Origin of the sequence: Sedimentibacter sp. MB31-C6 (genome assembly GCF_035934735.1) — a bacterium.
GTDB lineage: Bacteria > Bacillota > Clostridia > Tissierellales > Sedimentibacteraceae > Sedimentibacter.
Genome location: NZ_CP142396.1, coordinates 1327212 through 1352948 on the forward strand (window position 1 = coordinate 1327212; position 25737 = coordinate 1352948).

The window sequence follows — 25737 nt, forward strand, 5'->3', positions numbered from 1 at the left end:
AGTAATGTTACATGTGATGGGGGGAACCCCTAGAAATCGACATAATATGATTGTGATGATAGGAATTGGATAATAGTTATGTTGAAATAAACGCGATGTTCGGTACGCATGCAATGCGTCCCCTACAATTGGTGTGCAAGCAGAAGGCTTTCCGGTACGCATGCAATGCGTCCCCTACGATTGGTGTGCAAGCAGAAGGCTTCGGTACGCATGCAATGCGTCCCCTACGATTGGTGTGCAAGCAGAAGGATGTGAATGTGTTATTGTTCTTCTTGGGTGAAGCCGAATTCTGAGGTGTTGTCTGAATCTTGTGGTTTCTTATCTTTTTTTATGTCTAATGTTTCGTAGAATGTTAAACAGCCTAGGATTATAAAGGCTATTCCTAGGATTATTATTACTGTATTGAGGGCTGCTTGTGAGTTTATTATACAGTAGAGAGCAAATAATGTTCCTATACCTGAAATAATCAACTTTAAAACATCTGAATAATCTTTAGTTTTAATTGCTTCATAATTGACCGGAACAGTTAAAATTAATAATCCAATACCTATTACTAACATAATAAGTTCAGGTTTAATTAAACCTAAGAAAGCGGCTAGTATAATAATTGATTGGTTTATTTTTTCCTTGGTGGTAGAATATTGGTATGACATTTTTAAATTCATTAATGAGAAAATCAATATTGATATCATTGCAAGTCGTATTGAAAAGCTTCCTATATATTTAGATGCTAGTATAAAGATAATACCTATTAATGTTATAATTAAGCTCATTATTTTTAGTTTTTTTGATTCGATATTAAGATTCGTAAATAACATATTCGACCCCCTTTGTTTTGATTAATTATAGCATTATATAGTTTGGTTAGCAATAGAATGGTTTGTAATTTTGGTTGATTTATTTATGTAAAAGGCTCGGGGCGCATGTGATGCGTGTTTTGTGGAGAATTGCGGGACGCATGCAATGCGTCCCCTACAGTAATGTCGTGTTTTTTGGAAATTGTGGTATGTGCGTGTGCAATGCGTGATGTTGTAAACAAATTTTTTAATTGTTTGTATAATCAATAGTTTTTATATTATAATAGTTTTATATAACAAATGATGAGGTGGTTTTTTGAGTAACTTTGTAGTTGATACATCGAATACTTATTTTTTAAATGATATTTATAAAGATATTGATATACTTTGTAATAAATATAGTGAATTTTTGAGTAAAGAGATTATAGGAAAATCTGTTGAAGGTAGGGATATTGTTGCAGTTAGAATGTCGTCAGATGGAAATTCCAATCATATGAAAAAGCCTTCTGTTTTATTGACAGGTGGAATTCATGCTAGGGAGGATTTTTCTGTAATGCTTTGTATGAAGATGATTGATTATTACTCTTATTATTATAATGAAGAAAAACAATTTGAAAGTTATTATATTAGAAAAATAGTGAATGATGTTGATATATATTTTGTCCCTGTTTCTAATCCTGATGGATTAAATATTATCCACAATGGGTTGGAATCTTCTCTAAATTATCCACAGCTAAAGGATATGAAAATATGGGGTGAAAATCATACATATTGGAAGGCAAATGCTAATGGAGTAGATTTAAATAAAAATTTTGACGATGGCAATTGGGATATTCGAACATGTGTACCAGGTACTGATGTGCCTTGTTCTGATAGATTTAAAGGTTATACTCCTAATAGTGAGCCTGAAACTAAAGCATTAGTCAGTTTTTGCAATAATCATAATTTTTCATTGATGGTGAGTTATCATTGTTCTGGTAATTGTACATTTTGGGCTGATAGTGGAACTCATAATATGTTTAATGGATTAGATGAAAAAATAATGAATGAATTAAATGAAAAATATATATACAGAAAAACTAAAATAAGTACTAATCCAAAGATATATGGATGTGGTTTTGAAAATTGGTTTAGAGCAAAAATGAAAAGACCTGCATTTTGTATTGAGTTATCGCCTTTTGTTGAAGGTGGCAAGCAACATCCTGACAGTATGTTTGATGAATTGGTGTGGCAATATGCAAAGTCAACAGGGTTGTTTTTTGCTGAAAAGGCAAAAGAAGTGTATAATGAGATTTATAGTGATGTTGAGAAGTATGCCGCATTAACAGAGTGAAATTAGTAAATATGAATTTTGGAGGAATTGAAATGAATGGTGAAATTTTATGTGTAGGTACTGAGCTTTTGCATGGTGATATAGTAAACACAAATGCTCAATATATTTCTAAAAAGTTAGCTGAAATAGGTATTGATGTACATTATCAATCGGTTGTTGGCGACAATCCTGAAAGAATTAAAAATGCCTTTGGTATTGCATTTTCTAGGTCGGATATAGTTATTTGCACAGGTGGTTTAGGACCTACTAAAGATGATATAACTAAAAATATATTAGCTGAATATTTTAATGTTGAAATGGTTTATGATGAAAATAGCTTTGAACATGTTAAAAAAATGTATGCTCGTTTTAGAAAAGACTTTCCTAAAAACAATATGAGACAAACATATTTTCCTAAAGGTTCTATTATATTAAATAATCTTAATGGTACTGCAAATGCCTGTATATTAAGAGATAAGGATGATAAAGGAGAATATAAAATTGGTATACTTTTACCTGGACCTCCTAAAGAAATGGAGCCATTAATGGATAATGAAGTTATTCCTTATTTAAAGCAATTCTCTAATGAAGTGGTATATGGGGAAAAAGTAATCGTTGTTAATATTGGTGAATCAGGTGCTGAAGAAATGGTAATGGATATTATAGATAATCAGACTAATCCTACTATTGCACCCTATGCCAGTGCTGGAAAAGTAATTTTTAGAGTTACTGCTAAAGCCGAAAGTAAGGAAAAATGTATTGAACTGATAGAGCCTGTTAAAAATGAATTAATTAAACGTTTCGGAAAAAATAATGCATATATCTCTAAAACTGGTAAAGTAGAAGATAATGCAGCAGAACTATTAATTGAAAACAACCTGACTATAGCGATAGCTGAATCTTGTACTGGTGGAATGGTTTCTTCTAAATTAATAAGTTATCCCGGTATATCTAAGGTATTTAAGGAAGGATTTATTACTTACAGCAATGAAGCTAAAATGAATACTCTTAATGTAAAAAGAAATACTTTAGATAAATATGGAGCTGTTAGTGAGGAAACTGCAAAGGAAATGGCAATAGGCGCTGCTCAAGTTGCAGGGACTGATATTGGAGTTTCAACTACTGGCATAGCTGGTCCAGATGGTGGAACTGTGGAAAAACCTGTAGGACTATTTTATGTTTGTGTTTATTATAATGGAAAATTCAATCTTAAAGAAATTCAATCAACTGGAGCTCGTGATACAATAAGAGAAAGAGCATCAAATACAGTTTTGGATATGATTAGAAGCGCTGTTGAAAAGTAAGATAAAAAGGAATGACATAGTCGGAGGGGTTCAGAATAACCCCCTCGACTATGTTATTTTGAATTAGAAATACTGAGAGATTTTACTCCTATTGTAAAGTAAATTGCTCCCATAATTAATAGAACTATGGTTGGAAGTATTGCTGCTTCGAAACCCATACCCTTACTTGCAATATTCTCTATTCCTTGTATTGCCCATTTTTGTGGAGTTAACTCTGCTAAAAATAGTAATACTTTATTATTAACTATTTCTAATGGCCACATACAGCCTCCAATCATTGCTGTACTTGTGAGTACAATTGGAGCTATTGAACCTAACTGTGCTTGGGTCTTAATAACTCCAGACATCATCAATCCTAATGATGTTACAGCAAATACAAATGCTGCTGATACCATGATAACACCTGACAAACTATTGCCCCAATCTATTTTTAACAAATATTTTCCACAAAATATTAGTACACCTATTTGAACTGCACCTGTTAAGTATGCTACAATCATACTTCCACCAAATATGGAAAACTTAGAAACAGGTGATATGACCATCCTTTCCCAAGTTTTATATTGCTTATCGTATAATATAGTGCCTATTGCAAAAACCATTGTATACATAGAAAAGAATATTGTAAATCCTATCATAGAATGTATCAAACCATCGTAACCTGTATCTATACCAGTTAATGCAATTGTTGTTGTTACCGACATAGGATTTTTATATTTCCATGCATCCATAACATTTTCGTATGTTGATAATTTAATGGATTCCTTATTCATCTCAGGTTTTACTGAATATATAAATTCAGATGTTACATCTGCTATTTTTACGCTTCCTGACATTTTCATAGTTATACTGGATACAATTTCTTTAAGTGTAACAATTACTGTATCATCTTTGATTTTTACTAAACCTAAATTTATATCACTACTATTTTCAATATCACTTTGGAATCCTTCGTTTATTATTAATGCAACAGTTGCACTACCTTCTTCGACTTCTATTACAGCATTATTTATATCAGAATCAATTAAATTGAAAGCATTGTTTTCCTTAAGTTCATTAATAAAATATTCTGAATAAGTACTTTTATCTTCATCAACTACTAACACCGTAGGTCTGTACGTATTAAAGGAAATACCAAATATTGCAGTTAATCCAATTGCCATTGCAGTCATAAACACAAACACTAAATAGTCATCTTTAAGCCTTAATATTCTCAATTTTATTATACTGAGCATCTGTATTTCCTCCTTTCTCTCTAAGTACTAACACTGCTAATGTTGAAAATAATATTCCCGTAATAACTAACACAAAAATATAATTTATTACATCAGAAATTCCATATCCTGTTACTACCTTAAGATATGCCTTTAATGCTATACCATTAAGAGATAAAAAACTAAATTTTTGCATAAATTCAGGCATTACATCTATTGGGAAAAAACTGCCGCCTAATAATGCCATTCCTTGTATAATTATATTTTCAAATATATTTGCCATCTTATAATTTCCTGCTTTATATGTTGCTGCTCCAATAAATGAGCCTAAGCCTGCTACAGCAAATGCTGCTGATAAACTAATCAACATAATAGCACTTGATTCTCCCCACTGAACTTTTAATGCAAAATGAGAGAATGTAATCATAACTGTTATTTGAAAAATAGCAATTAGAAATATAGTAATTAACTTGCCTGATAATAAACCTAACTTAGAAGTACCGGCTATAATCATTCTTTGATAAGTTTGATTATCCTTTTCCTCTAAAAGCATCCTACCACCTTGACCGGCTGCAAACAATATAAACATAGTCATCATTGCAACAGCATAATATTCTGCACTGGTAATATGTTTTCTACCTTCAACCACAACATTATCAATATTAATGTTAATTGACTTCATTACATTATTCATATCTTCCATAATGTCACTTATATTATCAAAACTTTCATTGCCAATGTCATTAGATAATGCAGTTTCAATAAGTATATTTTTGCCAATAATTGATGAAGACATTGCATTAGAATATGACTCAAAAACTGACTTAACAATTTGACCATTAATACTTCTATCTGGATGTGTTAAAATTTTAATATCAACTTTATTTCTAAAAGGTGTAAGAAAATTGATATTCATATCATAAATAAATTTATTTGGAAGAAGAACTACTGCAGATACTTCCCCATTATCTAACAGCTTCAAAGCTTCGCTTTCCTTTTCTATGCTGTATGTTATTATTTTTTTTACTTCTTTACTATTTAAAAAGTCTTCAAAAAATATAGTTTCTGGATTAAATTCATCATCTGTTGGTAAATTTTCATAAGAAAAAAAACTACTATTTAAAATATTATCAAACATTTGCGAGTCTTCATTTTCATCATAAAGCTTTACAACAGCAATATTAACTGCCTCTATATTAAATTCATCACTACTCATAAATGATCCTTTCAAAGCAAAACTTAATATAGTGGTTAAAATCATAGGCATTAGGATTATTATAGCAAGAGCTTTTTTATCACTGAGTATAATTTTTAAATCTTTAATAATAACACTTATTATCTTCATATTCATACTCCCTAATCCCTTAAAGCTTTTCCAGTCAAATGTAGAAATACAGCTTCAAGATTTGGCTTTTTAACATCTATTGATTCTATACGTCTTCCAAGTTCAGTTACTTTTGCAATAATCTCTGCTAGTAATATATCTGCATTTTCACCAAATAAAGAAATATTCTCATCTTTAATTTTAGCATCATATACGCCATTAATTTCTTTCAAACTATTTAAAATATCTAAATCCATTCTGTCTAGCTTAATATTTATTTGTGTTTTTTCTTTTACAAGTTCTATTAATTCCCGCTGACTTCCTGAGGCTATAACTTCCCCCTCATCCATAATACAAATTTCATTACACAAATACTCGACTTCTTCCATATAATGACTTGTATATATTATTGTTATTCCTTGTTTGTTAAGTTCTAATACAGTATCTAATATATGATTTCTTGATTGAGGATCTATACCTACAGTTGGTTCATCCATTATTAAAATTTCAGGCATATGCAAAAGTGCAGCTCCAATATTTAATCTTCTTTTCATTCCACCTGAATATTTGTCAACTCTGTCCTTTAGTCGTCCGTTTAGCCCTATAATGTCTGATACTTCATTTATCCTTTTTTTAAGAGCTCCTCCCTTAAGTCCATAAATACTCCCCCAAAAGGATAAATTTTCATAACCAGTAAGAGTTGGATAAAGAGCAATATCCTGCGGTACTACACCTAACTTTTGCCTTATTAAATTTGGTTCCTTAATAATACTCTTGCCTTCAAAAAGTATATCACCACTTGTTGGCTGTAATAAAGTTGATATAATAGATATTGTAGTAGACTTACCTGCACCATTTGGACCTAAAAGTCCAAATACTTCTCCCCTTTTTACCTCAAAATTTATACCTTCTACAGCTTTTACTTTATCAAAACTTTTATAAAGATTCTCTACTTTTAACAACATTCTTTATTCTCCATCTAATTATTATTTTTGAACATGTCTTCTATAATAAATGGCATGTTGCTTTCCATATCATCCATGTCTTCCATATCATTTATATTTAATGTATTGTCATCATTGAAAATTGGGAAGTTGAAATTTTGTTCTTTATTTAAATCCCAATTATTTAATTCAAGTTTATAATCAGCAGAAACAAGACCTTCATTTTCCGGATTCACAACACTTAAGTTCATTTCAAATATTTCATTAATTATATAACCGTCAATATCTACAAATGCTGTATAGTTAAAGCTATCAACCTTAAATTTATTAATGTTTTCTTTTATACTGCTAAAAATCTCTTCATATGTTTTTTCATCTAAAACTTCAGCATTATTTTTAATACTTTCTTCATAGAACTGTTTTAATTTAATATCTTTTGAAAGTATATCTAATACATCTACAACCAATGTCTTTATTTGTTCATCATTAAGTTTAATGTTATATTCTTTTGTTTTTACCTCTCCATCAGGAGTTGTAATAATAATATCTTTTCCTTTAAAAACATCATCTTTTTTCATTAGACCTAGCCATTTTTCAGTAATATTTTCTATTGATTCACTTGAAATTAATTCTTGTTCAACATCAATATCCTGTTCTGAATTAGTTGAATTTTGCACTTCATTAATATTCATGTACTTTCCCAAGATTGGAAGCTTCATAAATATTTCATCACCATTTATATACATATCAAAGTCAAAACCTAAACCACCAAAATTAAGATAATACTTAAATATTGCCTTTTCAGCTTCATCATCAAAGCTAATGTTAAAACTTCCTTTTGTTTCTTTAAAATAATTTAACTTTCTTATTTCTTCAGACGACATTCCATGAGTATTGAATTCCATTAAAACATTAAATTCACCTGAAGATTGACCTTTAGTTACTTCTTCCGTTTTTTCTACTGCCTTTTTATATTCACTTAAACTATCTGTATTGCACCCTACAAATGATAATGTAAGGAGCAGTGAAAGAATTAATATATATAATTTTTTCATGTTGATACCTCCACTTATTCTTATAGTATCATTTTATTAAATTTCAATTTATATATCTAGTATCTTAAATCACTTGTTTTTTTAAAAAAGCATGACTTTTTGCACAAAACAAAATAATATATTATATTGTTAAAATATTATAAATCATTTTTTATCGTAAATACTGCTAGTTGAGTTCTGTCTCTTAAATCTAACTTTATAAGAATTCTTGTTATATGATTTTTTACTGTACCTTGACTTAAATATAAATCATCAGCTATTTCTTTATTATTTTTTCCTTCTGCAATAAGTCTACATATTTCAATTTCCCTTTCAGTTAAAAGCTCTGTCTTTGGGTCACGTTTATTCTCATAATTACCCTTTGCCATTTGAGAAAATTTATCTAAAACTTTTACAGCAATTTCTGATTGTATAAGGGCTCCACCATTATAAACTGTACGTATTGCCTCTGCAATTTCAGTAGTTGTTGCATCTTTTAATAAATACCCAGATGCTCCATTTTTAAGAGCTTCATATATATATTCATCATCATTAAAGGTGGTAAGTACTATAATTTTAACATTTGGGAAGTCATTCTTAATAATTCCTGTAGCTTCTGCTCCGTTAAGCTCTGGCATTTTTATATCCATTAATATAACGTCAGGATTATTAAATTTACATTTTTCATAGGCTTTCTTGCCATTATTTGCAGTACAGCAAATTTCTATATCTTTTTCCTTGCCTAATATAAGTTTAAGTCCCTCTATTAAAATATCCTGGTCGTCAACTAAAAGTACTTTAATCATTATTTCCCTCCAAATATAGAATACCTTTTATGGAAAATCCATCATCACTTCCAAATTCAACGTTACCACTATATAACTCCACTCTTTCTCTAATACCCTTAATTCCATATCCTTCAGTTATGTTCTCTGCTCCTACTCCATTATCCTTTATGAAAAAACTTATAGATTTAAATGAATAATTAAGATTAATATTTATTTTTGTTGCTTTTCCATGTCTTACTGCATTAGTTATAGTTTCTTGTAATATTCTATATATTATATAATTTACATTAGAATTTTTTATTATCTGCTCATTTTCAATTTGAAGTTCAATATCAATACCAGTCTTTTCTGAAAATTCGTTTATAAGATTTTTTATTTCTTCACACGAAAGATTAGCATTATCTTTTATCCTTAGTGTTTCCACAACTTCCCTTATACCTATCATAGTATCTCTCCCAGTTTCAACTGCATCTGCTATAAGTTTTTCAGCTTGATTAGAGTCATTTTTAATAAGGTGTTCAGCCATTTGAAGTTGCATTATTAAAGCTGTCATTTTATGACCTAATGTATCGTGTATATCCCTAGCAATTCTATTCCTTTCTTCTACAATTGATAGTCTTTTTATTTCTTGTGTGTAAAGCTTTAATTGTCTGTTAACATCTAAAAGTTCCTTATATAATATGTCCTTCTTTTCTTTTTCTTCCTTATTATGTTGTGCAAAACCTGTAACAACAATTATTAATATATTTATCATCAAAAAAAAAGATAATTGAGAAACGTTAGAATAGTTTAATTTATAATAAATAAGATATACATATTTTATCATTGAGACAAAAAGAGTAAATAACCCAATTAATATTCCATTTCTGAATCCCAATGTAAGAGATGCTTCTAAAAGTATTATAATATAAAAGGAATGAAAGAAGTAATTTATAAGTAGTCTAGAATTGTATTCCATAATATAAATAAATGCTACATCAAGAATAAAAAAAATAATATATAGCTTCTTTTCTTTTTTAAAAGAAGCTTTTACAAATCCTGTAGTTAAGTAAAATAAGAACACAACAACAAGTATATATAATCTTATTTGCTGTGGATTTTCAAAATATAGCGCTCCTAAGAATAAAAACAGTGATACAACTAATTTTAATAGATACAAAAGTCTTTTATCTTTTATCATAAACTACCCCTAAGAGTTTTTTATATATTCTACCATATTTATGTAATTTAAAAAACATATTTATTGTACATTTGTCGGATAAAAATTCTTAACTTCGTTCAGAATGACAATAAAAAGAGATTATATCGGAAAGGAGAACTTTCCTATATAATAAAAAAAAGAGGGTAACCCTCTTTTTTAAATAACAACTGCTTAACATTGCTCGTCTATTAGCTTTATCTTTGCTCAACAATTGTTTTTAAACTAATTTTCGATTTACTACTTCTTCTACTACGAAAGTTGCTACGTGGTTTGCATAGCTGCCTGTTCCAAATCCTGCATCATAACCAAGTTCTTGTGCAAGTTCATGAGATAAACGAGGACCGCCACATATTAAAATAATTTTGTCTCTTAATCCTTCTGCTTCCATCATTTCAACTAATTGAGTTAAATTAGCTATATGAACATCTTTTTGTGTTACTACTTGTGATACTAAAATAGCATCTGCTTTTACTTCTATTGCTTTTGCTATTAATTCTTCATTTGCAACTTGGCTCCCCATATTAATGGCTTCAATACCTTTATATCTTTCTAGCCCGTAATTACCGTCGAACCCCTTCATATTCATAATAGCATCAATACCAACCGTATGTGCATCTGTACCCGTACATGCTCCAACAATAACGACATCTCTTTTAATCTTTTCTTCTATAAAATCTTCTACTCCATGCATATCCATAAATTCCATATCAACTTTAGGAACTTCAATTGATGTATAATCAACTGTATGAGTACATTTACCATACATTACAAAGTAAGTGTATCCTACACCTAAGTCTTTTGAATAAACAACTGCTGGATTTTCAAATCCCATTTTTATAGCAAGTTGTCTAGCTGCTTCACTAGCTTCATCACCATAAGGTACTGGTAAAGTAAAGCTCATTTGTATCATTCCGTCATTTAACGTATCACCATAGGGTTTAACTTTTGTTAAATCTACTTTTTGCATATCTGACATTACTTTGCACCTCCCAACATTAATTCAATAAATGGGTTGAAGTAGTCTTCATCTTTTTTAATTACACCATCAAGGCCTTTTCCTCCAGTAAAGCTTCTCTTAACTCCGCCAAATTTACCTTTTTCAATAGTATCAAAAATTCCTTCCGAATCTATATCTTTAAGAAGTTCTTCGGCTTTAGAAAGTACTTCTTGCGCCCTTGACTGAATAATTCCATCTTTCTTAAATTCAACTTCATCTCCAATATTTTTCGCATTATTGAATATATATTGAGCATTTTCAATAGACAACATTCTATCTTGAAGATGAGGAGTGTGTATTGCTTCTGTTGGCATTCCTAATAGTTGTAATCCCTGATGCGTCCATATTGATATAAAGTTAAACATAGCATCTTGTAAATGACCTCTAAATATATTACCTGTCATAAATTTAGTAGGTGGCATATATTTCAAAGGAGCATTAGGGAATATTTCTCTTGCCATTTGAGCTTGTGCAAGTTCTAATAAAAATCCATTTTCTAATGTTGGGTTCATTTCAAAAGCATGCCCTAATCCCATTTGCTCTTCTGGAATTCCAGCTTTTAACGCAAATTGTTCATTTATAAACTGAGAAGCCAAAACTGTGTGAGCTTCCTCTACTGCATCAGCAGTAGTTAAATAATTGTCTTCACCAGTATTTATTATAATTCCAGCATAGCCATTAATTATTCTTGAGAAATATTGATCAACTAATGTTCTCTGCATATTAATATCTCTAAATAATATACCGTAAAGAGCATCATTAAGCATTACATCAAGTCTTTCAAGAGCTCCCATTGCTGCTATTTCTGGCATACATAATCCAGAACAATAATTACAAAGTCTAATGTATCTTCCTACTTCTTCTCCAACCTCATCAAGAGCCTTTCTCATAATTCTAAAGTTTTCTTGAGTTGCAAAAGTACCACCAAACCCTTCAGTTGTAGGTCCATATGGTACATAGTCAAGTAAACTTTGAGCAGTTGTTCTAATAACCGCTATTATATCAGCTCCTTGTCTTGCAGCTGCTTGAGCTTGAATTACATCTTCATAAATATTTCCTGTTGCTACAATTACATATAAATATGGCTTATTACCTTCTCCAATGGTATTAAGATAGTTGTCTCTTTTTTCTCTATTATTTTTAATTCTTTCTACCATTTGTTGAGCTATTGAATAAACAGCATCCATGATTTTTTTCTCGTCAGCAATTGGTAACTTTGTTATATCAATTTCCCCTGAGCTGACTTTTTCTGCAACTTCTTGAGGGGTATTTCCTGTTTGTACCATTGCATTTCCAATCCAAAATGCTGCACCTTTTCCTAATCCGCCACCTTCTTTAATATTGTCAATTAATACATTTGGAAGGGGTTTTTCAATTTCATCAACACCATCTACTCCCATTAATCTTGCAACAGTTCTTTCAACAGTTACAGTTGTGTGTACATCAATAAATTCTTGAACATTTTCTGCTATATTATTGGCTGATGAACGTGCACTATCAATTAGCTGGGAGTTAAGATTTAATTTACTTTCCATAATTACCTCCTTTTTTTCTTTAAGATTCTTCAATATATTTAAAGTTATAATCACTTACCACTTCAATTCTGCATTACCTATTATTCAAATATACTTTTCTGCATCTTCTATAATTTTATCGTATATTCCTGCCATTTTTGCTATTCTCAAAGCATCCTTTGGTATGAAGTTTTGATATTGTACTTCGATTAATCTATAATCCATATACTTTGATATTTGATCAATATTGTTAATTGTTATCATTCCAGTATCTTCAGGAAGTTTTAAACCTGCAACCTGTAAATTTTGTATATCACTATCATTAGCAACATTATCATAATGCGTTGTAAGTACTGTTATACAATCTTTGCTTTTCAAAAAATTTATTACAGCCTTTGTAATGGCATAACCTTCCTTTGGATTTGTACCTCCAGCAAGTTCATCAATTAAAATTAAAGATCTTTCATCAGAATAATCTAACGCTTCTTTTAAATTTACTATTTCTGCCCCAAAGGTACTTAATCCCTTTTCAATAGACTGATCATCTCCCACTGATATACTTATATGGTCGAATAAACATATTTTTGCATATTCACAAGGAACTAACATACCGTAACTTGCAGCTGCTACAATTTGTCCAATCATTCTAAGACTTACGGTTTTGCCCCCCATATTTGCTCCAGTTATACAAATAACTTTTTTATTTATGTTCAAATCTACTGGGATATATTCATTGTGTTTTTCTTTTAATGTTTTTTCTAATTTGAGGTTTCTACCACCTTTTATTATTATTTCAAGGTCAGATGTTATTTCTGGTTCAACTGATTTTGTTTTTTGCCCATAATTCGCTTTAGCAATAATATAATCAACCCTTCCTATGATATGCATATTTCTTATAAATACATCATAGGAACTTTTTATTTCCTTGGAAATATTTTGTCGAATTTTATATTCTTCATTTTCTTCATCTATTGACAATACATCCAATTTATGCTCTAATTCATCTATTTCTTTATTGTTTTTAATTATATATATAATGTTTAAATAATTTTCACCTGATATTCTAAGATTTTGTTCTGCATTTAATGCTTCTATTTTATCTTTCTGTGATTTATTTACAATTACTTCATTTTTTAAATTAAGTTTAACGTTATACTTTTTTTCTATTTCTTCTTTTATTTGTTTTTTTAATATTCTAATTTTCTTATCTGTTTCTTTTTTATCTTTACGTATAATCCTTAATTTATCTGAATATTCATCATAAATATAATAAGTATTCATTTTTTCATTTGCTGGATCTAATAATTCAAATAGATGTGGCAAAAGCGTTAATTTTAAATCTTCTATGGATAAAATGCCCCTTAAAATTCTCTCCATTTTTTCTACTTGTATTAGAAAGTTTTTAACTTCAAATAATTCAACTTCATCTAATACTTGATTATTTTTAGCCCGTTCTATAGTTTCGATTATATTTTTAGTATGTCTGAGAATATCTATAACATTTCGCCTTTTGCTTGTTTCAATAAATGCCCTAATTTTATTGAATTCTTGTTTTAGGTCCGCCTCTTGACCCTTTTTAAATGGTTTAGCTTCTAGCTTAGACTTAATGCCATATTCCGTTATTGGTCTTACTTCATTAAATATATAATCAAAATTTATATTTTTTTTCGTATTATCTGTCATGAAAATTTTCAATTTAAATCACCGCCTGACACCACATCAACTATTTTAATATTTGGAATGAAATGTTTTATTTTATTTTTAAAATCCTCACTGTCAAAAAAGTATCCTGATGGAGAAACTGGATTCAATGATACTGCTATTACTTTAATAGTATTAAATGTAGCAACTTTCAATCCTTTTCGTTTCAGTTCATTCCATATATTAATATCAACAAATACCTTTGTACCATCTTCAATTACTACTTCAAAGTTTTTTAAAAATTCATTTTGGCATAAATCCCTTAACAAAATTGAGGTAACAGCTCCTTTAATAAAAACATGAGTTGTATTTTTATCGATAAGTTCACTGATTTTTTTGCCACCAGTAATGCTAGTTTCTATATCAGGTAGAATCACATCTCCTGTATTCTGAATAATACAAGATTTGTTTTTTATAGATATAAGTTTCTTTACATTTTCATCTACCTGCTTTAACGTATAACATCCAACTGTATGAGCTGTCTTTTCAATTACCTTTTTCATATCTCTACTCAATACAGCACCTGTTGAAATAACACATGCATCTGTAATAACTGGTGAAGATACAGCCTTTCTGTCAATAGCACCGTCTATAAACACAACTTCTGCGCCATAATATTTAAGTTTTCTGCTAATATATTTCATATCTATAGCACTGACAGGTCCTGCAATCTGCATATTGCCTCTCTGTCTAACTTTAACAATTATGACTTCTCCCATAGGAGTATTAATACCTGTTGTTTCTAATATTTCAACCTTAGCGTCTGATAGCATTAAGGCTTTTTTTGCGGTTGCTATGAACATACCTTCCGTTACAAGGATTGATGGCTTTTGTGTATCTGTTACAAGATCTAAGTTTTCTCCATCTCTACCTGTAGATGTTATGCCTATAATTATATTATTATTTTTTGCTTCTTCTATGAGATAATTGAGAGTAACAGTCTTGCCTGCATTTTTTGCTAATCCAATAATTGATATGGTTTTGTAATTTTCTTGTTTGATAATTTCAATTAGTCTCATAAAATCCCCTTTTTCATCAATAGAGATTCTACATCTGCGCCTCAGAATTATAACGTATTAGACATACTACGAAACCGAATATGCTCTTACCTTGTCATTCTGAACGCAGTGAAGGATCTCCATTGTTTTTTATTAATGTTTAGTTCTGTCTCTTCTTGCTAATTTTGTTGGTTCAAGAGCTAATTCATCACCTTGAAGTAATCCAGCAACTCCTGTTAAAGGATCCTCTTTTTTACCTTGACATACATCACATGTACATTCTAATTCTGGTAAATGTGGCTCAGTATATGTTGTTATAACGCCTTCATAGTTTCTTAAAATAACTTTATCAGCTGATTGTGATAATACATAGTTTGGCATTACAGGTATTTTACCGCCACCACCAGGAGCATCGACAACAAATGTTGGTACTGCATATCCTGATGTATGACCTCTTAAACTTTCAATTATTTCAATACCTTTTGCAACAGGTGTTCTAAAATGCTCAATACCTAAAGAAAGGTCACATTGATAAATATAGTATGGTCTTACTCTGTTCATAACTAATTTATGAACTAAATCTCTCATAATATGAGGGCAATCATTTACTCCTCTTAACAATACTGATTGATTTCCTAAAGGTATACCTGCATCAGCAAGTTTTCTTAAAGCTTCCATTGATTCTTCTGTAAACTCATTTGGATGATTAAAATGAGTATTTAACCAAACTGGATGATATTTTTTAAGCATATTTACTAAATCATCAGTGATTCTTTGTGGCAAAACAACAGGTGTTCTTGATCCAAGACGAATTATTTCAACATGTGGTATTTCTCTTAATTTCTTAAATATATATTCTAACTTTTCATCAGAAACTAATAAACAATCTCCTCCTGATAATAAAACATCTCTTACTACTGGAGTATTTCTTATATATTCTATACATTTATCTATATTTTCCATTGAAACTTCGTCGTCACATTGTCCAGCAAATCTTCTTCTAGTACAGTGTCTACAGTACATAGAACATTGATCAGTTATTAAAAATAATACTCTGTCTGGATATCTATGAGTTAAACCAGGTGCCGGTGAATCTGTGTCTTCATGCAATGGGTCTAACATATCAGCTGAACTTACATGAGTTTCGACGAATGTTGGAACTGCTTGCATTCTAATTGGATCTCTTGGATCATCTTTATCCATGTGAGCTGCATAATATGGTGTGATACCCATTCTGAATTTTTCCAATACTTTTGCAATATCTTCTTCTTCTTTTTTAGTAAAATTAATTACCTTTTTTAATTTTTCTACGGAGTCTAATCTGTTTTCAACTTGCCATTTCCAGTCATTCCATTGCTCAGGTTTTACATCTTTCCATAATTCAATCTCATTGTAGTAAGTCATTTTAATACCTCCATAATTTTATTTATAAATAGGCAAAATACTAATTAAGTTCAAATAATCTTAATTAGTATTTTATCTTAAATTAAGCGTACAATTTAGTGTATAAATCTCTCATTTCCTTACTTTCTCTCATTATTTGAAGAGATGTATCTGCATGTCCTTTAGTATATCCATTACCTATAATCATATTTATGTCTTTTCCAACACCTTCAGCACCTAATGCTGCTTTAGTAAAGCTTGTTGCCATGCTGAAGAAGTATACTGTTCCTTCATCCTTAGTTGCAAGTATAGATGACATTTCACAATTAGGTCTAGATACACAGCTAATAACTAAATCACATAGTTTACCATCTGTAGCTTCCATTACTTTATCATAAACTTCCATAGCATTTGTTGCATCTCCTGATATACATACATCAGCTATACCTAATTTTTTTACTTTTTCAAGTGATACTTCTCTATGAGCCCAGCATATAACTTTTCCATTAGGACCAGCTAATTTCTTTGCTTCATATAGACACAATATACCTGATTTTCCTGCACCGCCTAATACTAAAACAGTGTCTCCTTCTTTAACAAGTTTAACTGTTTGAGCTGGAGCTCCTGCTACATCTAGAACAGATAATGCAAGGTTTTCTGGTATATCATCTGGTAATTTTGCATAAATACCACTTTCAAATAATATAGCTTTACCTTTAATATCAACTTGGTCTATATCTTTTCTTACTGCAGTAATTTCTTCAATAACTAATGGAGTTAAAGATAATGAAACTAATGTTGCTATTTTATCTCCAACTTTTAAATCAGTTTTACCTTCTAATGCAGGTCCTATTTCTTCAACAGTTCCTATAAGCATTCCACCTGATCCAGTTACAGGGTTTTGATGTTTACCTCTATCAGCAACTATTCCCTTCATTATAACTTTAATTTTTCCTTCATCTCCACCAGCTTGATCTTTAATCTGTGTAAAACTAGCTGAATCAACATTTAATGTTTGTACATTAATTCGTATTTCGTTGTCATATATTTCCATAGAGTTGTCAATTTTTGTTGCTGGTTGTGGTAAAACACCTTTTGGTTCAATAACACGATGAGTTCCATATGGGTTTCCTTTTTTAATCATAGTACCTCCTAAAATTTACTTTCTTTTTAATTAATTTTTGGTTGGGTTGAATATGGGTTTATTCATAAAACTAAGTTGCAAGTATTGTGCCAACTTTTTAATTAGTTGGCAAAAAAAATATTTAGCTAATTTTCAACATAAAAATATGTATTTCTTTTATATGTTTTTTTTAAGTGCCGAAAATTAATCATGTATTAGTTTTTATGCTAATTCATCAGTTATAAATAGTATTACATTTAATTATATTTATCATTCAACTTATTTATTGATTTTTCATATAATATATGAAATAATAGTATTATATTTTAATAGAAAAGGATAATAAAATGGATAATAGACCTATTGGAATTTTTGATTCTGGCGTTGGCGGACTTACTGTAATGAGAGAAATTATAGAGCAACTTCCCTATGAAAATCTTATATATTTTGGTGATACAGCTAGAATACCATATGGATCAAAATCAGTTCAAACAATAAAGAAATATGCATTTCAATGTGCTTCTTTCTTGAAAAGCAAGGACGTAAAAACAATAGTTATTGCATGTAACACTGCTAGTTCAATTGCTCTTGAACACCTTCAAAACAATTTTGATTTACCCGTTATTGGAGTAATCGAGCCTGGTTCTAGAAGTGCTGCTTCTGCAACAAAAAATGGTCGTATTGGCGTAATTGGTACTATAGCTACTATTAACAGTAATGCTTACCAATCAAAAATCATGGAGTATAAACATGATTCTGAAGTTATCGGTATACCTTGTCCACTTTTTGTTCCAATAATTGAGGAAGGTTGGGAATATTCAACTGTAGCAGAATTAACAGCTGAAAAATATCTTACGGAATTAATTGAACATGATGTAGATTCATTAGTATTAGGATGTACTCATTATCCAATATTGAGATACACAATTAAAAAAGTTGTGGGACCAAATGTTAAACTTGTAAATCCAGCCTTTGAAACTGCTCGAGATTTAAGAAAACTCCTAACAGATGAAAATATACTCAATGAAAACTATGAAATACCTAACTATGAGTATTATACAAGCGATGCACCTGAACGGTTTAGGAGAATTGGAGGTAATTTTTTAAAAAAAGAAATAGATAATTTATATGAAATAGCTATAGATAATCTTTAGTAAACTCTTTTAGATAAAACACAACAATAAGGATGTGAAACAACTTGGAAAATGTTAAAATTAAAATAGTTACGATTCAAACAATTGATGATGCTGGTAATGAAGATACTATAGAGCTTGTTACAGAAGCTAAGATTGATAAAACAGATGAATGCTTTATAATAGATTATGATGAAAGTGATATTACTGAAACTAAAGAAAGTAAAACTAGACTAAAAATATATAAAGATAAAATGCTTATGACAAAAATCGGAACTTTTTCTTCTAAAATGGAATTTGAAAAAGGGAAGAACTTTCAAAACATTTATTCTACGCCCTATGGAACTTTTGACTTAAATTTTAGCACACTATGTTATGAATATAATCTGAATAACAAAGGAAAAGGTAGTGTTTATGTAGAGTATAAAATGGTTTTTGGTAAATCAAGTAAAAATTATAATAAATTAAAGATTGATATTTTATAAACATACTTTTATGAAAAATATATAAATACGAACATTGTAGCCTAATTTTCGGCATTCTATGCATAATTTTCGGCATATGAAAGGAGCAGTATGGAAAGAAAATATTTTGATTGTTTAATTCAGGCGATTGATCTAATTAATGACGGAATACATATTGTTGACAGAAGCGGAAAAATTGTATATTACAATGCTGCAGCTAAACGTTTAGATGAAATAGATGTAGACAAAGCAATTGGCAGGCATATATTAGAAGTTTACCCATCACTTACTTTTGATACAAGTACATTGATAAAAGTATTAAATACAGGTAATCCAATTTTTAATATTGAACAAAATTTTATCAACTATAAAGGTGATAAAATTTCTACAATTAATTCAACACTTCCTATTATATATAACAATAAAATAGTTGGTGCAATGGAAGTATCTCGTAATATTACTGAAGTAAGGGTTTTATCTGAAAAAATTATTAACCTTCAGAGGGAACTATATGAAACTAATAATACAAGTGTAGAAAAAATAAAAAAGCCTAAAGCACATTATACTTTTATTGATATAATTGGTCAAAGTAAGGAAATGCTTAAGCTTAAGACTCTAGGATTGAAGGCTGCCATGTCAGATTCTCCTGTCATGGTCTGTGGAAATACAGGTACAGGTAAGGAGCTATTTGTACAATCTATACATAATTCTAGCAATAGAAAAAATAAACCCTTTATTGCTCAAAACTGTGCAGCTTTACCTTCTAACTTATTGGAAAGCATTTTGTTTGGTTCAGTTAAAGGGAGTTTTACTGGTGCTGAAAATAGACCTGGATTATTTGAACTTGCAAATAATGGGACATTGTTTTTAGATGAAATTAACTCTATGCCTCTAGAACTTCAAGCTAAGTTATTAAGAGTTTTACAAGATGGACGTATAAGAAGGGTTGGGTCAAGTAATACTATTGATGTTGATGTAAGAATTATATCAGCTATTAATATAGATTTAAATGAAGTTATAGAAAGTAAACAACTAAGGCAAGATTTATTTTATAGACTAAATGTAATTACTTTAATAATCCCAGATTTATCAAAACGAAAAGAAGATATTTCAATTTTAATAGATTATTTTATAAAAAAGTATAATGATAAATGTAAAAAATTCTTTAACGGCGTATCTAAAGAGGTTTTAGATATTTTTATGGATTATAGTTGGCCTGGTAATGTAAGGGAACTCGAACATGCAATTGAAAGTGCAATTAGTCTTTATGATGGTGACATAATTAGAGAAGAACATTTGCCATTTCAGTTTAAAAATTTTCACCCTACTAAAAATTTTACTTTAGATACAAATGTTATTCAACCACTAAATACTGCTGTAGAAAAAGTAGAGAAGGAAATAATTACATCAGCCTTAGAACAGACAGATTATAATATATCAAAAGCTGCAAAAATAATAAATGTTCCACGTCAAACTTTACAATATAAAATAAAAAAATTAGATATACCTTTTAAATAAAAAATCTAAGTCCGAACCTAATTGAAAAAAGTCCGGACTTAAATCTGTTATTTATGCTGTTCTGTATATAAAATTAAAGATACAAATTCCAAATCGCAATCACCAATATTTTCTATTCCGTGAAAATTACCATCAAAACATACCATACAGTCGCCAGGTCCTAAAATTTCATCTTTCCCGTTATCACAAACTTTAGCAGTTCCCTTTAAAATATAATAAGTCTCATTATCACCCTTATGCTCGTGATAACCTATGGAACCTCCAACAGGAATTGTACTTACTCCAAAAAGCCTTCCAACTCCATTACTATCCTTTTCTTCTAAAAAATTAATAACTTTTACTGTATCTCTTCCACCTTTTAGGTTGTGTTCTTCTTTTATTCTTAATTCCTTTGCCTTTTTTATCATATCAATACACCTCTATCTTTTATAGTTTTTTATATTGTAATTACTTACTATATTTTTGTCAAGTGAACTAATTTATCTAAAGGTATTAAAATAATTTGCTATTTATTTATCTGAAAGTGATTCTGCAAATATGTTTATTTCTTTACTGTAATTTACTCCACTATTTTCTACTCTTCCTTTTTCGATAAATTCAAATATTTTAGATTTAAGTTTTATATCCTCAACGCCCCTTTTTGTTTTAATTAACTCAATTTCTTCTTCAGTAAGAATTTCATTTAATTTTTTTTCAGTATCTACATCAAATACTGGCTCACCTTCTTTAATGCTTCCAAAATCGACAAAACATAAAGGAGGAAACATAACACACCACCAATTATTACCTTCAGCTTTTCCAATCTCAATCCTTACAGCATCATAATTTCCTTCTGGTAATACTATTTCTTCATATTGTTTTCGAGGAAACTTATAATTACCATAATATACGTTTATTGGATAATTATATCCCTCTAATTTAATTGTTTCTTCTGATTTCTTTCTAATATCGCTTATTTTTTCTATAATTATTTTTTCGCTTTCATATTTTGTAGAAATCACTTGAAATTCCTTGTTAAAAGAATTTATAATATTATTTCTAATTTTATATTTAAGTTGCTGATCTTCAAAAGTATTAGAATTTGCAACTACATGAAGTCTAATAACTTTGTCGTTTATTTCGCACATACTAGAATAAACTTCTACTATATATGCGGTAGTAATAGCTAATATTACAAATAATATTGATAAAATCACTTTCTTTTTGTAATTAAAATATTGCATACTTCCTCCTAATTTCGGGAATGTCCCCCTAATTTATTATTTTACTAAACCTATACTTTTTATTTGCATATTATAATGAACATTAATATTTGCTTCAGCAAAGATATCATCGTATTTATCTGATATTTTTTCATACTCACTTCGGTGATGTTTATATAATTTATCTTTTAATCTCAATAAATCTGTTTTATATATATCTTGTAATTTATCAATAGTTTTAGTTGTATTGTCAGATACATTTTTTATACCTTCTTGTCTAATTTTAGCTAGATAATTTTGATTACCTAAATTCGTATCACCTAAAATATATGATTCTATATAACAATATAATGTTATATAATAATCTGCTGTTAATTTTTCATTTTCTAATTTAATATTATCGGTCATACTCACATTAACTGCACCTAAAGAAACAGGCTTATTATCAACTTCTATATTTATATTTTGCAAGTTTGACGATAATGGATCTAATAATAACATAATTATTTCTAGCTCTTCATTGTTTAAAAAACCAACTAATTTATAATCTTTAACAATTGCGGCGCTATTTATTTTTAAACTATCTTCATTTTGTTCTACAACAGGAACCATTACATTTCCTACTTGCCCTAAATGTAATATAGCCTCATCAAAGGTAAATATATCTTGATAACCCTGCCTTTTAAGTTTAACTAACATATCACTCATAAACCTTCCTACAACAGGATTATTAGGTATTTCTGTATTTATTATTTTTTCTGCTTCACCCTTAGCTATAGCAACTTTTACTCTACGGTTCATTTCAGGAGAACGCTGAATTTCATCAAATATTTTTTTTACTGTATCAGGGTCCTTAGCAGCTTCCTCTCCAATTACAATTATTTGCATTAATCTATCTGATATTACCTTATCAGAACGTAAAAAACTACTTCTGTAAAAATTAGAGAAATTTTCACTTTCTTCACTAAATACTAATCTTTCTTGTTCATCACCTTCATTAATTTTTGGTATTTCTGCTGTGAATCTTAATGTATCTCCTATTTTATCTATTCCAATAGCTATTAAATACTCTCTATCATTTATTTCTATACTATCCCAACAACCCGTTAAAAGTAAAACAGTGGTTAATGTAATTATTATTAAAATTATAATTTTTTTCATTATGTACCCCTTAAATTCTTCGTAACAATTTAATTTTTAGCCTTTATTTGCCTTTTCCTGTCCATATATACTATTAGCAATGGCAATAATATGTTTAAACCACTTAATATATATGCCGGTATCTTAATATATGGATATAGCATATACATTCCAGGTAATACGGCAGCTACAATATATAGTATAGGTATTTGAATATACATATAATATCCATTTTCTTTAGTTTTAAATGTTTCTTGCATTGCTTTATTTGTAAAATATGCAAGAACACAAATACAAGTAAAAGTTATTATAATTTGAAATGACAAACCTACTATTTCGGTATTTTCAAAGAAGAAACCTGGTATATTAACATATTTCATAATTGATAAAAATGGCCAAACTAATTTTACTGCTTCTTCCATACCAAATTTAATTACTATTAAGATATAACACGCTATATATAAAACCATACTAATAACTATAAATCTTTTATTAAGCATTAAGTTTTTTTCTTTGTCTGATACTCTGTTATTAGAAAATAATAGAATAGAAAAACCTAAAAACCCAAATAATGTATTTGGGATTGCCCTTACAACACCTTCAACATCTACTGGAAAAACAGGAAAAACATTTGTATAATCTGCATAGTAAGTTGAAAAAATTATTAATAACAAATATGGTATTAATGCTATTAAAATAGTTATATGAGCAATTTGTGCAATTGATTGTATTCCCTTTTTAGCAGCATAGGAAGCAGTTAATAATATTACCATAATTATTGCACTTAACGGAGTATTAAATAACATTAATAGCTTTATTTGTTCAGCGAAATCCTTCATCAATATGCTATTTGCAATTAAAAATAGTAATATATAATATAACCCAATAATTCTCGATATATATTTAGGTAACAATTTATTTGAAATACCTATAATAGTATCTTCTTTATATTTATTTAACACTTGATTTATAGGTCTCATCATCAAATATAAAATTACTGCTCCGATAATTATTGAAATCCACCCAACAGGACCGTTAACCTCTGAAAGTATTATAGGCATCATCATAGTTTGAAAAATAAACGAAACAAGTACTAAAATAGAAGTATTCTGATATGGAGTAATATCTTGATTGAACATTTATAACTATGCCCCTTTCTCTTTCTTACTTCTCATATAATGAGGTTTATTTACTAAATTTTTCATTCTATGTCTAATTATTGTATCCTTTAAATCTCTTTTATTTTCAATAAAGCTTGAAAAAGGAGTCATATAAGGAACCCCAAAACTTTTCAGTGTACATAAATGTATTATTAATACACATAAACCTATTGACATGCCAAAAATCCCAAATGTAGCTGCTAAAACTATAAATGCAAATCTCATCATTCTTAATGACGTTCCAAAGTTATAGCTTGGTATAGCAAAGGAAGCTATCGCTGTTAATGCAACTATAATTACTGCTAAAGGAGTTATAAGACCTGCTTCAACAGATGACTGCCCAATTACCAAGCCTCCAACAAGACCAATTGTTGAACCTACTGGGCTTGTAATACGTAATGAAGCTTCCCTTACTAGCTCAATAACTAGCTCCATTATAAATGCTTCAAAATAAGGAGGGAATGGCACATTAGCCCTTGAGGCAGCAACATAAAGTGCCAATTCTGTTGGTAACATGTTTGGATGAAATTCAGCAACTGCTACATATAATGCTGGTAATAGCAATGTTATTGGCAATGCCAAATATCTAATTAAACGAATCATACAAGCCGGAAGCCATCTTTCATAATAATCTTCTGAAGATTGCATAAAAGAAACAAATATGGCAGGTGCCATTAAAACAGAAGGAGTATTATCTACAGCAATTACAACTCTTCCCTCTAATAACGCCGAAGCTGCTGCATCAGGTCTTTCTGTATTTTCTATCTGTGGAAATGGTGAATATATATCATCCTCTATCATTTCCTCAATATAAGAGCTTTCCAGTATTGCTTCTATTTCTATATTATTAATTCTTTTTTCAACTGCATCTAATACCTTTTTGTTTACTATATCATCAATATATAAAATCGCTATATCAGTTTTTGACCGTTTTCCAACTTGAGTATATTTTACCTTAAGTTTTGGATCCCTTATTCGTCTTCGAATGAGTGTTATGTTAACCTTCATAGTTTCATTGAAACCATCTCTCGCTCCCCTTATAAGCGTTTCAGCAGATGGTTCTTGTACACTCCTCATTGGCCAACCTCTTGAAGCTAACATAACAGCCTTTGAGCAAGTATCTATAAACAATACTGTTTCACCTGAAAGTAATTTATCAACACATTCTTCTATAGTAAGCAATGGTTTAACTTCAGATATAGCAATACTAGTTCTTACTATAGCTCCTTGCAGTTCTTTTTCTGGATTTTGTTCTAATTTAGCTAAATCTAAATTATTAAGGAGTTTTTCTATTGCATATTCACTTATTGCTTCCTTTGTAGTCATACCATCAACATATAATAATGTCATTTTGATTTTTTGATTTTGTCCACCATCAAAATTTCTAAATACTATATCATCTGCATTCTTAAATATGTCCTTTAATACTTTAATATTTTTATTTATATCTTTTTCTATTTTTGTATTTATACTATTCATAATACCA

Annotated in this window: 23 protein-coding genes; 5 read left to right on the plus strand and 18 right to left on the minus strand. The window is 29.5% G+C overall.

Annotation, left to right across the window (positions count from 1 at the left end; all coding sequences use genetic code 11):
• Positions 1-260: 260 nt before the first annotated feature.
• The gene (locus tag U8307_RS06310) at positions 261-818 is read right to left on the minus strand and encodes a hypothetical protein (protein WP_326911183.1); all 558 of its coding nucleotides are present in this window, start codon (positions 816-818) and stop codon (positions 261-263) included.
• Between the two features lie 295 nt (positions 819-1113).
• On the opposite strand from U8307_RS06310, the gene U8307_RS06315 reads away from it, so the two are divergent.
• Both U8307_RS06315 and U8307_RS06320 read left to right on the plus strand, forming a co-directional pair.
• Positions 1114-2130, plus strand: coding sequence for a M14 family zinc carboxypeptidase (locus tag U8307_RS06315; RefSeq protein WP_326911185.1), 1017 nt, complete (start codon positions 1114-1116; stop codon positions 2128-2130).
• Between the two features lie 32 nt (positions 2131-2162).
• On the plus strand, positions 2163-3413 hold the full coding sequence (locus U8307_RS06320; protein ID WP_326911187.1) for a competence/damage-inducible protein A: 1251 nt from the start codon (positions 2163-2165) through the stop codon (positions 3411-3413).
• 53 nt (positions 3414-3466) lie between these two features.
• Here the strand turns inward: U8307_RS06320 and U8307_RS06325 are convergent, their stop codons facing one another.
• The 12 genes from U8307_RS06325 to U8307_RS06380 form a co-directional block, all read right to left on the minus strand.
• Positions 3467-4648: an ABC transporter permease gene (locus U8307_RS06325; RefSeq protein WP_326911189.1), complete on the minus strand. Its 1182-nt coding sequence runs from the start codon at positions 4646-4648 to the stop codon at positions 3467-3469.
• Entirely contained in the window at positions 4611-5972 is a 1362-nt protein-coding gene (locus U8307_RS06330; RefSeq protein WP_326911191.1) for an ABC transporter permease, read from the minus strand. Before U8307_RS06330 ends, U8307_RS06325 begins: the two co-directional genes overlap by 38 nt.
• Before the next feature lie 11 nt (positions 5973-5983).
• Complete coding sequence (locus U8307_RS06335) at positions 5984-6913, minus strand: ABC transporter ATP-binding protein (RefSeq protein ID WP_326911562.1); 930 nt, start codon at positions 6911-6913, stop codon at positions 5984-5986.
• 17 nt (positions 6914-6930) lie between these two features.
• On the minus strand, positions 6931-7950 hold the full coding sequence (locus U8307_RS06340; RefSeq protein ID WP_326911193.1) for a hypothetical protein: 1020 nt from the start codon (positions 7948-7950) through the stop codon (positions 6931-6933).
• Positions 7951-8087: 137 nt separating this feature from the next.
• Complete coding sequence (locus U8307_RS06345; protein ID WP_326911195.1) at positions 8088-8735, minus strand: response regulator transcription factor; 648 nt, start codon at positions 8733-8735, stop codon at positions 8088-8090.
• Positions 8728-9897 (minus strand): sensor histidine kinase, encoded by a 1170-nt coding sequence (locus U8307_RS06350; RefSeq protein WP_326911197.1) that lies wholly within the window; start codon positions 9895-9897, stop codon positions 8728-8730. Before U8307_RS06350 ends, U8307_RS06345 begins: the two co-directional genes overlap by 8 nt.
• Positions 9898-10135: 238 nt before the next feature.
• Positions 10136-10894 carry an OAM dimerization domain-containing protein gene (locus U8307_RS06355; protein WP_326911199.1) on the minus strand — a complete coding sequence of 253 codons (759 nt, stop codon included), beginning with the start codon at positions 10892-10894 and terminating at the stop codon, positions 10136-10138.
• On the minus strand, positions 10894-12450 hold the full coding sequence (locus tag U8307_RS06360; RefSeq protein ID WP_326911201.1) for a lysine 5,6-aminomutase subunit alpha: 1557 nt from the start codon (positions 12448-12450) through the stop codon (positions 10894-10896). The genes U8307_RS06355 and U8307_RS06360 overlap by 1 nt, the downstream gene beginning before the upstream one ends.
• Before the next feature lie 84 nt (positions 12451-12534).
• Positions 12535-14124 (minus strand): MutS-related protein, encoded by a 1590-nt coding sequence (locus U8307_RS06365; protein ID WP_326911203.1) that lies wholly within the window; start codon positions 14122-14124, stop codon positions 12535-12537.
• A complete protein-coding gene (locus tag U8307_RS06370; protein WP_326911205.1) occupies positions 14121-15149 on the minus strand; it encodes a hypothetical protein in 1029 nt (342 codons plus the stop codon). The genes U8307_RS06365 and U8307_RS06370 overlap by 4 nt, the downstream gene beginning before the upstream one ends.
• A gap of 132 nt (positions 15150-15281) precedes the next feature.
• Entirely contained in the window at positions 15282-16532 is a 1251-nt protein-coding gene (gene ablA / locus U8307_RS06375) for a lysine 2,3-aminomutase (RefSeq protein ID WP_326911207.1), read from the minus strand.
• An 82-nt stretch (positions 16533-16614) separates the two neighbouring features.
• Positions 16615-17655, minus strand: coding sequence for a zinc-binding dehydrogenase (locus tag U8307_RS06380; protein ID WP_326911210.1), 1041 nt, complete (start codon positions 17653-17655; stop codon positions 16615-16617).
• Between the two features lie 326 nt (positions 17656-17981).
• On the opposite strand from U8307_RS06380, the gene murI reads away from it, so the two are divergent.
• From murI to U8307_RS06395, 3 genes are all read left to right on the plus strand, one after another.
• Complete coding sequence (gene murI / locus U8307_RS06385) at positions 17982-18788, plus strand: glutamate racemase (RefSeq protein ID WP_326911212.1); 807 nt, start codon at positions 17982-17984, stop codon at positions 18786-18788.
• A 44-nt stretch (positions 18789-18832) separates the two neighbouring features.
• Positions 18833-19252, plus strand: a complete 420-nt coding sequence (locus U8307_RS06390) for a DUF1934 domain-containing protein (protein ID WP_326911214.1) — start codon at positions 18833-18835, stop codon at positions 19250-19252.
• A 90-nt stretch (positions 19253-19342) separates the two neighbouring features.
• Complete coding sequence (locus U8307_RS06395) at positions 19343-20749, plus strand: sigma-54 interaction domain-containing protein (RefSeq protein ID WP_326911215.1); 1407 nt, start codon at positions 19343-19345, stop codon at positions 20747-20749.
• A 47-nt stretch (positions 20750-20796) separates the two neighbouring features.
• Here U8307_RS06395 and U8307_RS06400 read toward each other — a convergent pair whose 3' ends face one another.
• The 5 genes from U8307_RS06400 to U8307_RS06420 all read right to left on the minus strand — a co-directional run bounded on the left by U8307_RS06400 (position 20797) and on the right by U8307_RS06420 (position 25730).
• Complete coding sequence (locus U8307_RS06400) at positions 20797-21156, minus strand: cupin domain-containing protein (RefSeq protein ID WP_326911216.1); 360 nt, start codon at positions 21154-21156, stop codon at positions 20797-20799.
• A gap of 102 nt (positions 21157-21258) precedes the next feature.
• On the minus strand, positions 21259-21972 hold the full coding sequence (gene spoIIR / locus U8307_RS06405) for a stage II sporulation protein R (protein ID WP_326911217.1): 714 nt from the start codon (positions 21970-21972) through the stop codon (positions 21259-21261).
• A 36-nt stretch (positions 21973-22008) separates the two neighbouring features.
• Entirely contained in the window at positions 22009-23112 is a 1104-nt protein-coding gene (locus U8307_RS06410; RefSeq protein WP_326911219.1) for a Ger(x)C family spore germination protein, read from the minus strand.
• Positions 23113-23141: 29 nt separating this feature from the next.
• On the minus strand, positions 23142-24230 hold the full coding sequence (locus U8307_RS06415) for an endospore germination permease (RefSeq protein ID WP_326911221.1): 1089 nt from the start codon (positions 24228-24230) through the stop codon (positions 23142-23144).
• A gap of 6 nt (positions 24231-24236) precedes the next feature.
• Positions 24237-25730, minus strand: a complete 1494-nt coding sequence (locus U8307_RS06420; RefSeq protein WP_326911223.1) for a spore germination protein — start codon at positions 25728-25730, stop codon at positions 24237-24239.
• Positions 25731-25737 lie beyond the last annotated feature (7 nt).

Bases quoted from the DNA above. Each gene is read 5' to 3' on its own strand.
- U8307_RS06415 (WP_326911221.1), bottom strand. From the start codon at position 24,230: ATGTTCAATCAAGATATTACTCCATATCAGAATACTTCTATTTTAGTA.
- U8307_RS06355 (WP_326911199.1), bottom strand. From the start codon at position 10,894: ATGTCAGATATGCAAAAAGTAGATTTAACAAAAGTTAAACCCTATGGT.
- U8307_RS06330 (WP_326911191.1), bottom strand. From the start codon at position 5,972: ATGAAGATAATAAGTGTTATTATTAAAGATTTAAAAATTATACTCAGT.
- U8307_RS06320 (WP_326911187.1), top strand. From the start codon at position 2,163: ATGAATGGTGAAATTTTATGTGTAGGTACTGAGCTTTTGCATGGTGAT.
- U8307_RS06340 (WP_326911193.1), bottom strand. From the start codon at position 7,950: ATGAAAAAATTATATATATTAATTCTTTCACTGCTCCTTACATTATCA.
- U8307_RS06325 (WP_326911189.1), bottom strand. From the start codon at position 4,648: ATGCTCAGTATAATAAAATTGAGAATATTAAGGCTTAAAGATGACTAT.
- U8307_RS06420 (WP_326911223.1), bottom strand. From the start codon at position 25,730: ATGAATAGTATAAATACAAAAATAGAAAAAGATATAAATAAAAATATT.
- U8307_RS06400 (WP_326911216.1), bottom strand. From the start codon at position 21,156: ATGATAAAAAAGGCAAAGGAATTAAGAATAAAAGAAGAACACAACCTA.
- U8307_RS06380 (WP_326911210.1), bottom strand. From the start codon at position 17,655: ATGATTAAAAAAGGAAACCCATATGGAACTCATCGTGTTATTGAACCA.
- spoIIR (WP_326911217.1), bottom strand. From the start codon at position 21,972: ATGCAATATTTTAATTACAAAAAGAAAGTGATTTTATCAATATTATTT.
- ablA (WP_326911207.1), bottom strand. From the start codon at position 16,532: ATGACTTACTACAATGAGATTGAATTATGGAAAGATGTAAAACCTGAG.
- murI (WP_326911212.1), top strand. From the start codon at position 17,982: ATGGATAATAGACCTATTGGAATTTTTGATTCTGGCGTTGGCGGACTT.
- U8307_RS06370 (WP_326911205.1), bottom strand. From the start codon at position 15,149: ATGAGACTAATTGAAATTATCAAACAAGAAAATTACAAAACCATATCA.
- U8307_RS06395 (WP_326911215.1), top strand. From the start codon at position 19,343: ATGGAAAGAAAATATTTTGATTGTTTAATTCAGGCGATTGATCTAATT.
- U8307_RS06310 (WP_326911183.1), bottom strand. From the start codon at position 818: ATGTTATTTACGAATCTTAATATCGAATCAAAAAAACTAAAAATAATG.
- U8307_RS06410 (WP_326911219.1), bottom strand. From the start codon at position 23,112: ATGAAAAAAATTATAATTTTAATAATAATTACATTAACCACTGTTTTA.
- U8307_RS06345 (WP_326911195.1), bottom strand. From the start codon at position 8,735: ATGATTAAAGTACTTTTAGTTGACGACCAGGATATTTTAATAGAGGGA.
- U8307_RS06350 (WP_326911197.1), bottom strand. From the start codon at position 9,897: ATGATAAAAGATAAAAGACTTTTGTATCTATTAAAATTAGTTGTATCA.
- U8307_RS06360 (WP_326911201.1), bottom strand. From the start codon at position 12,450: ATGGAAAGTAAATTAAATCTTAACTCCCAGCTAATTGATAGTGCACGT.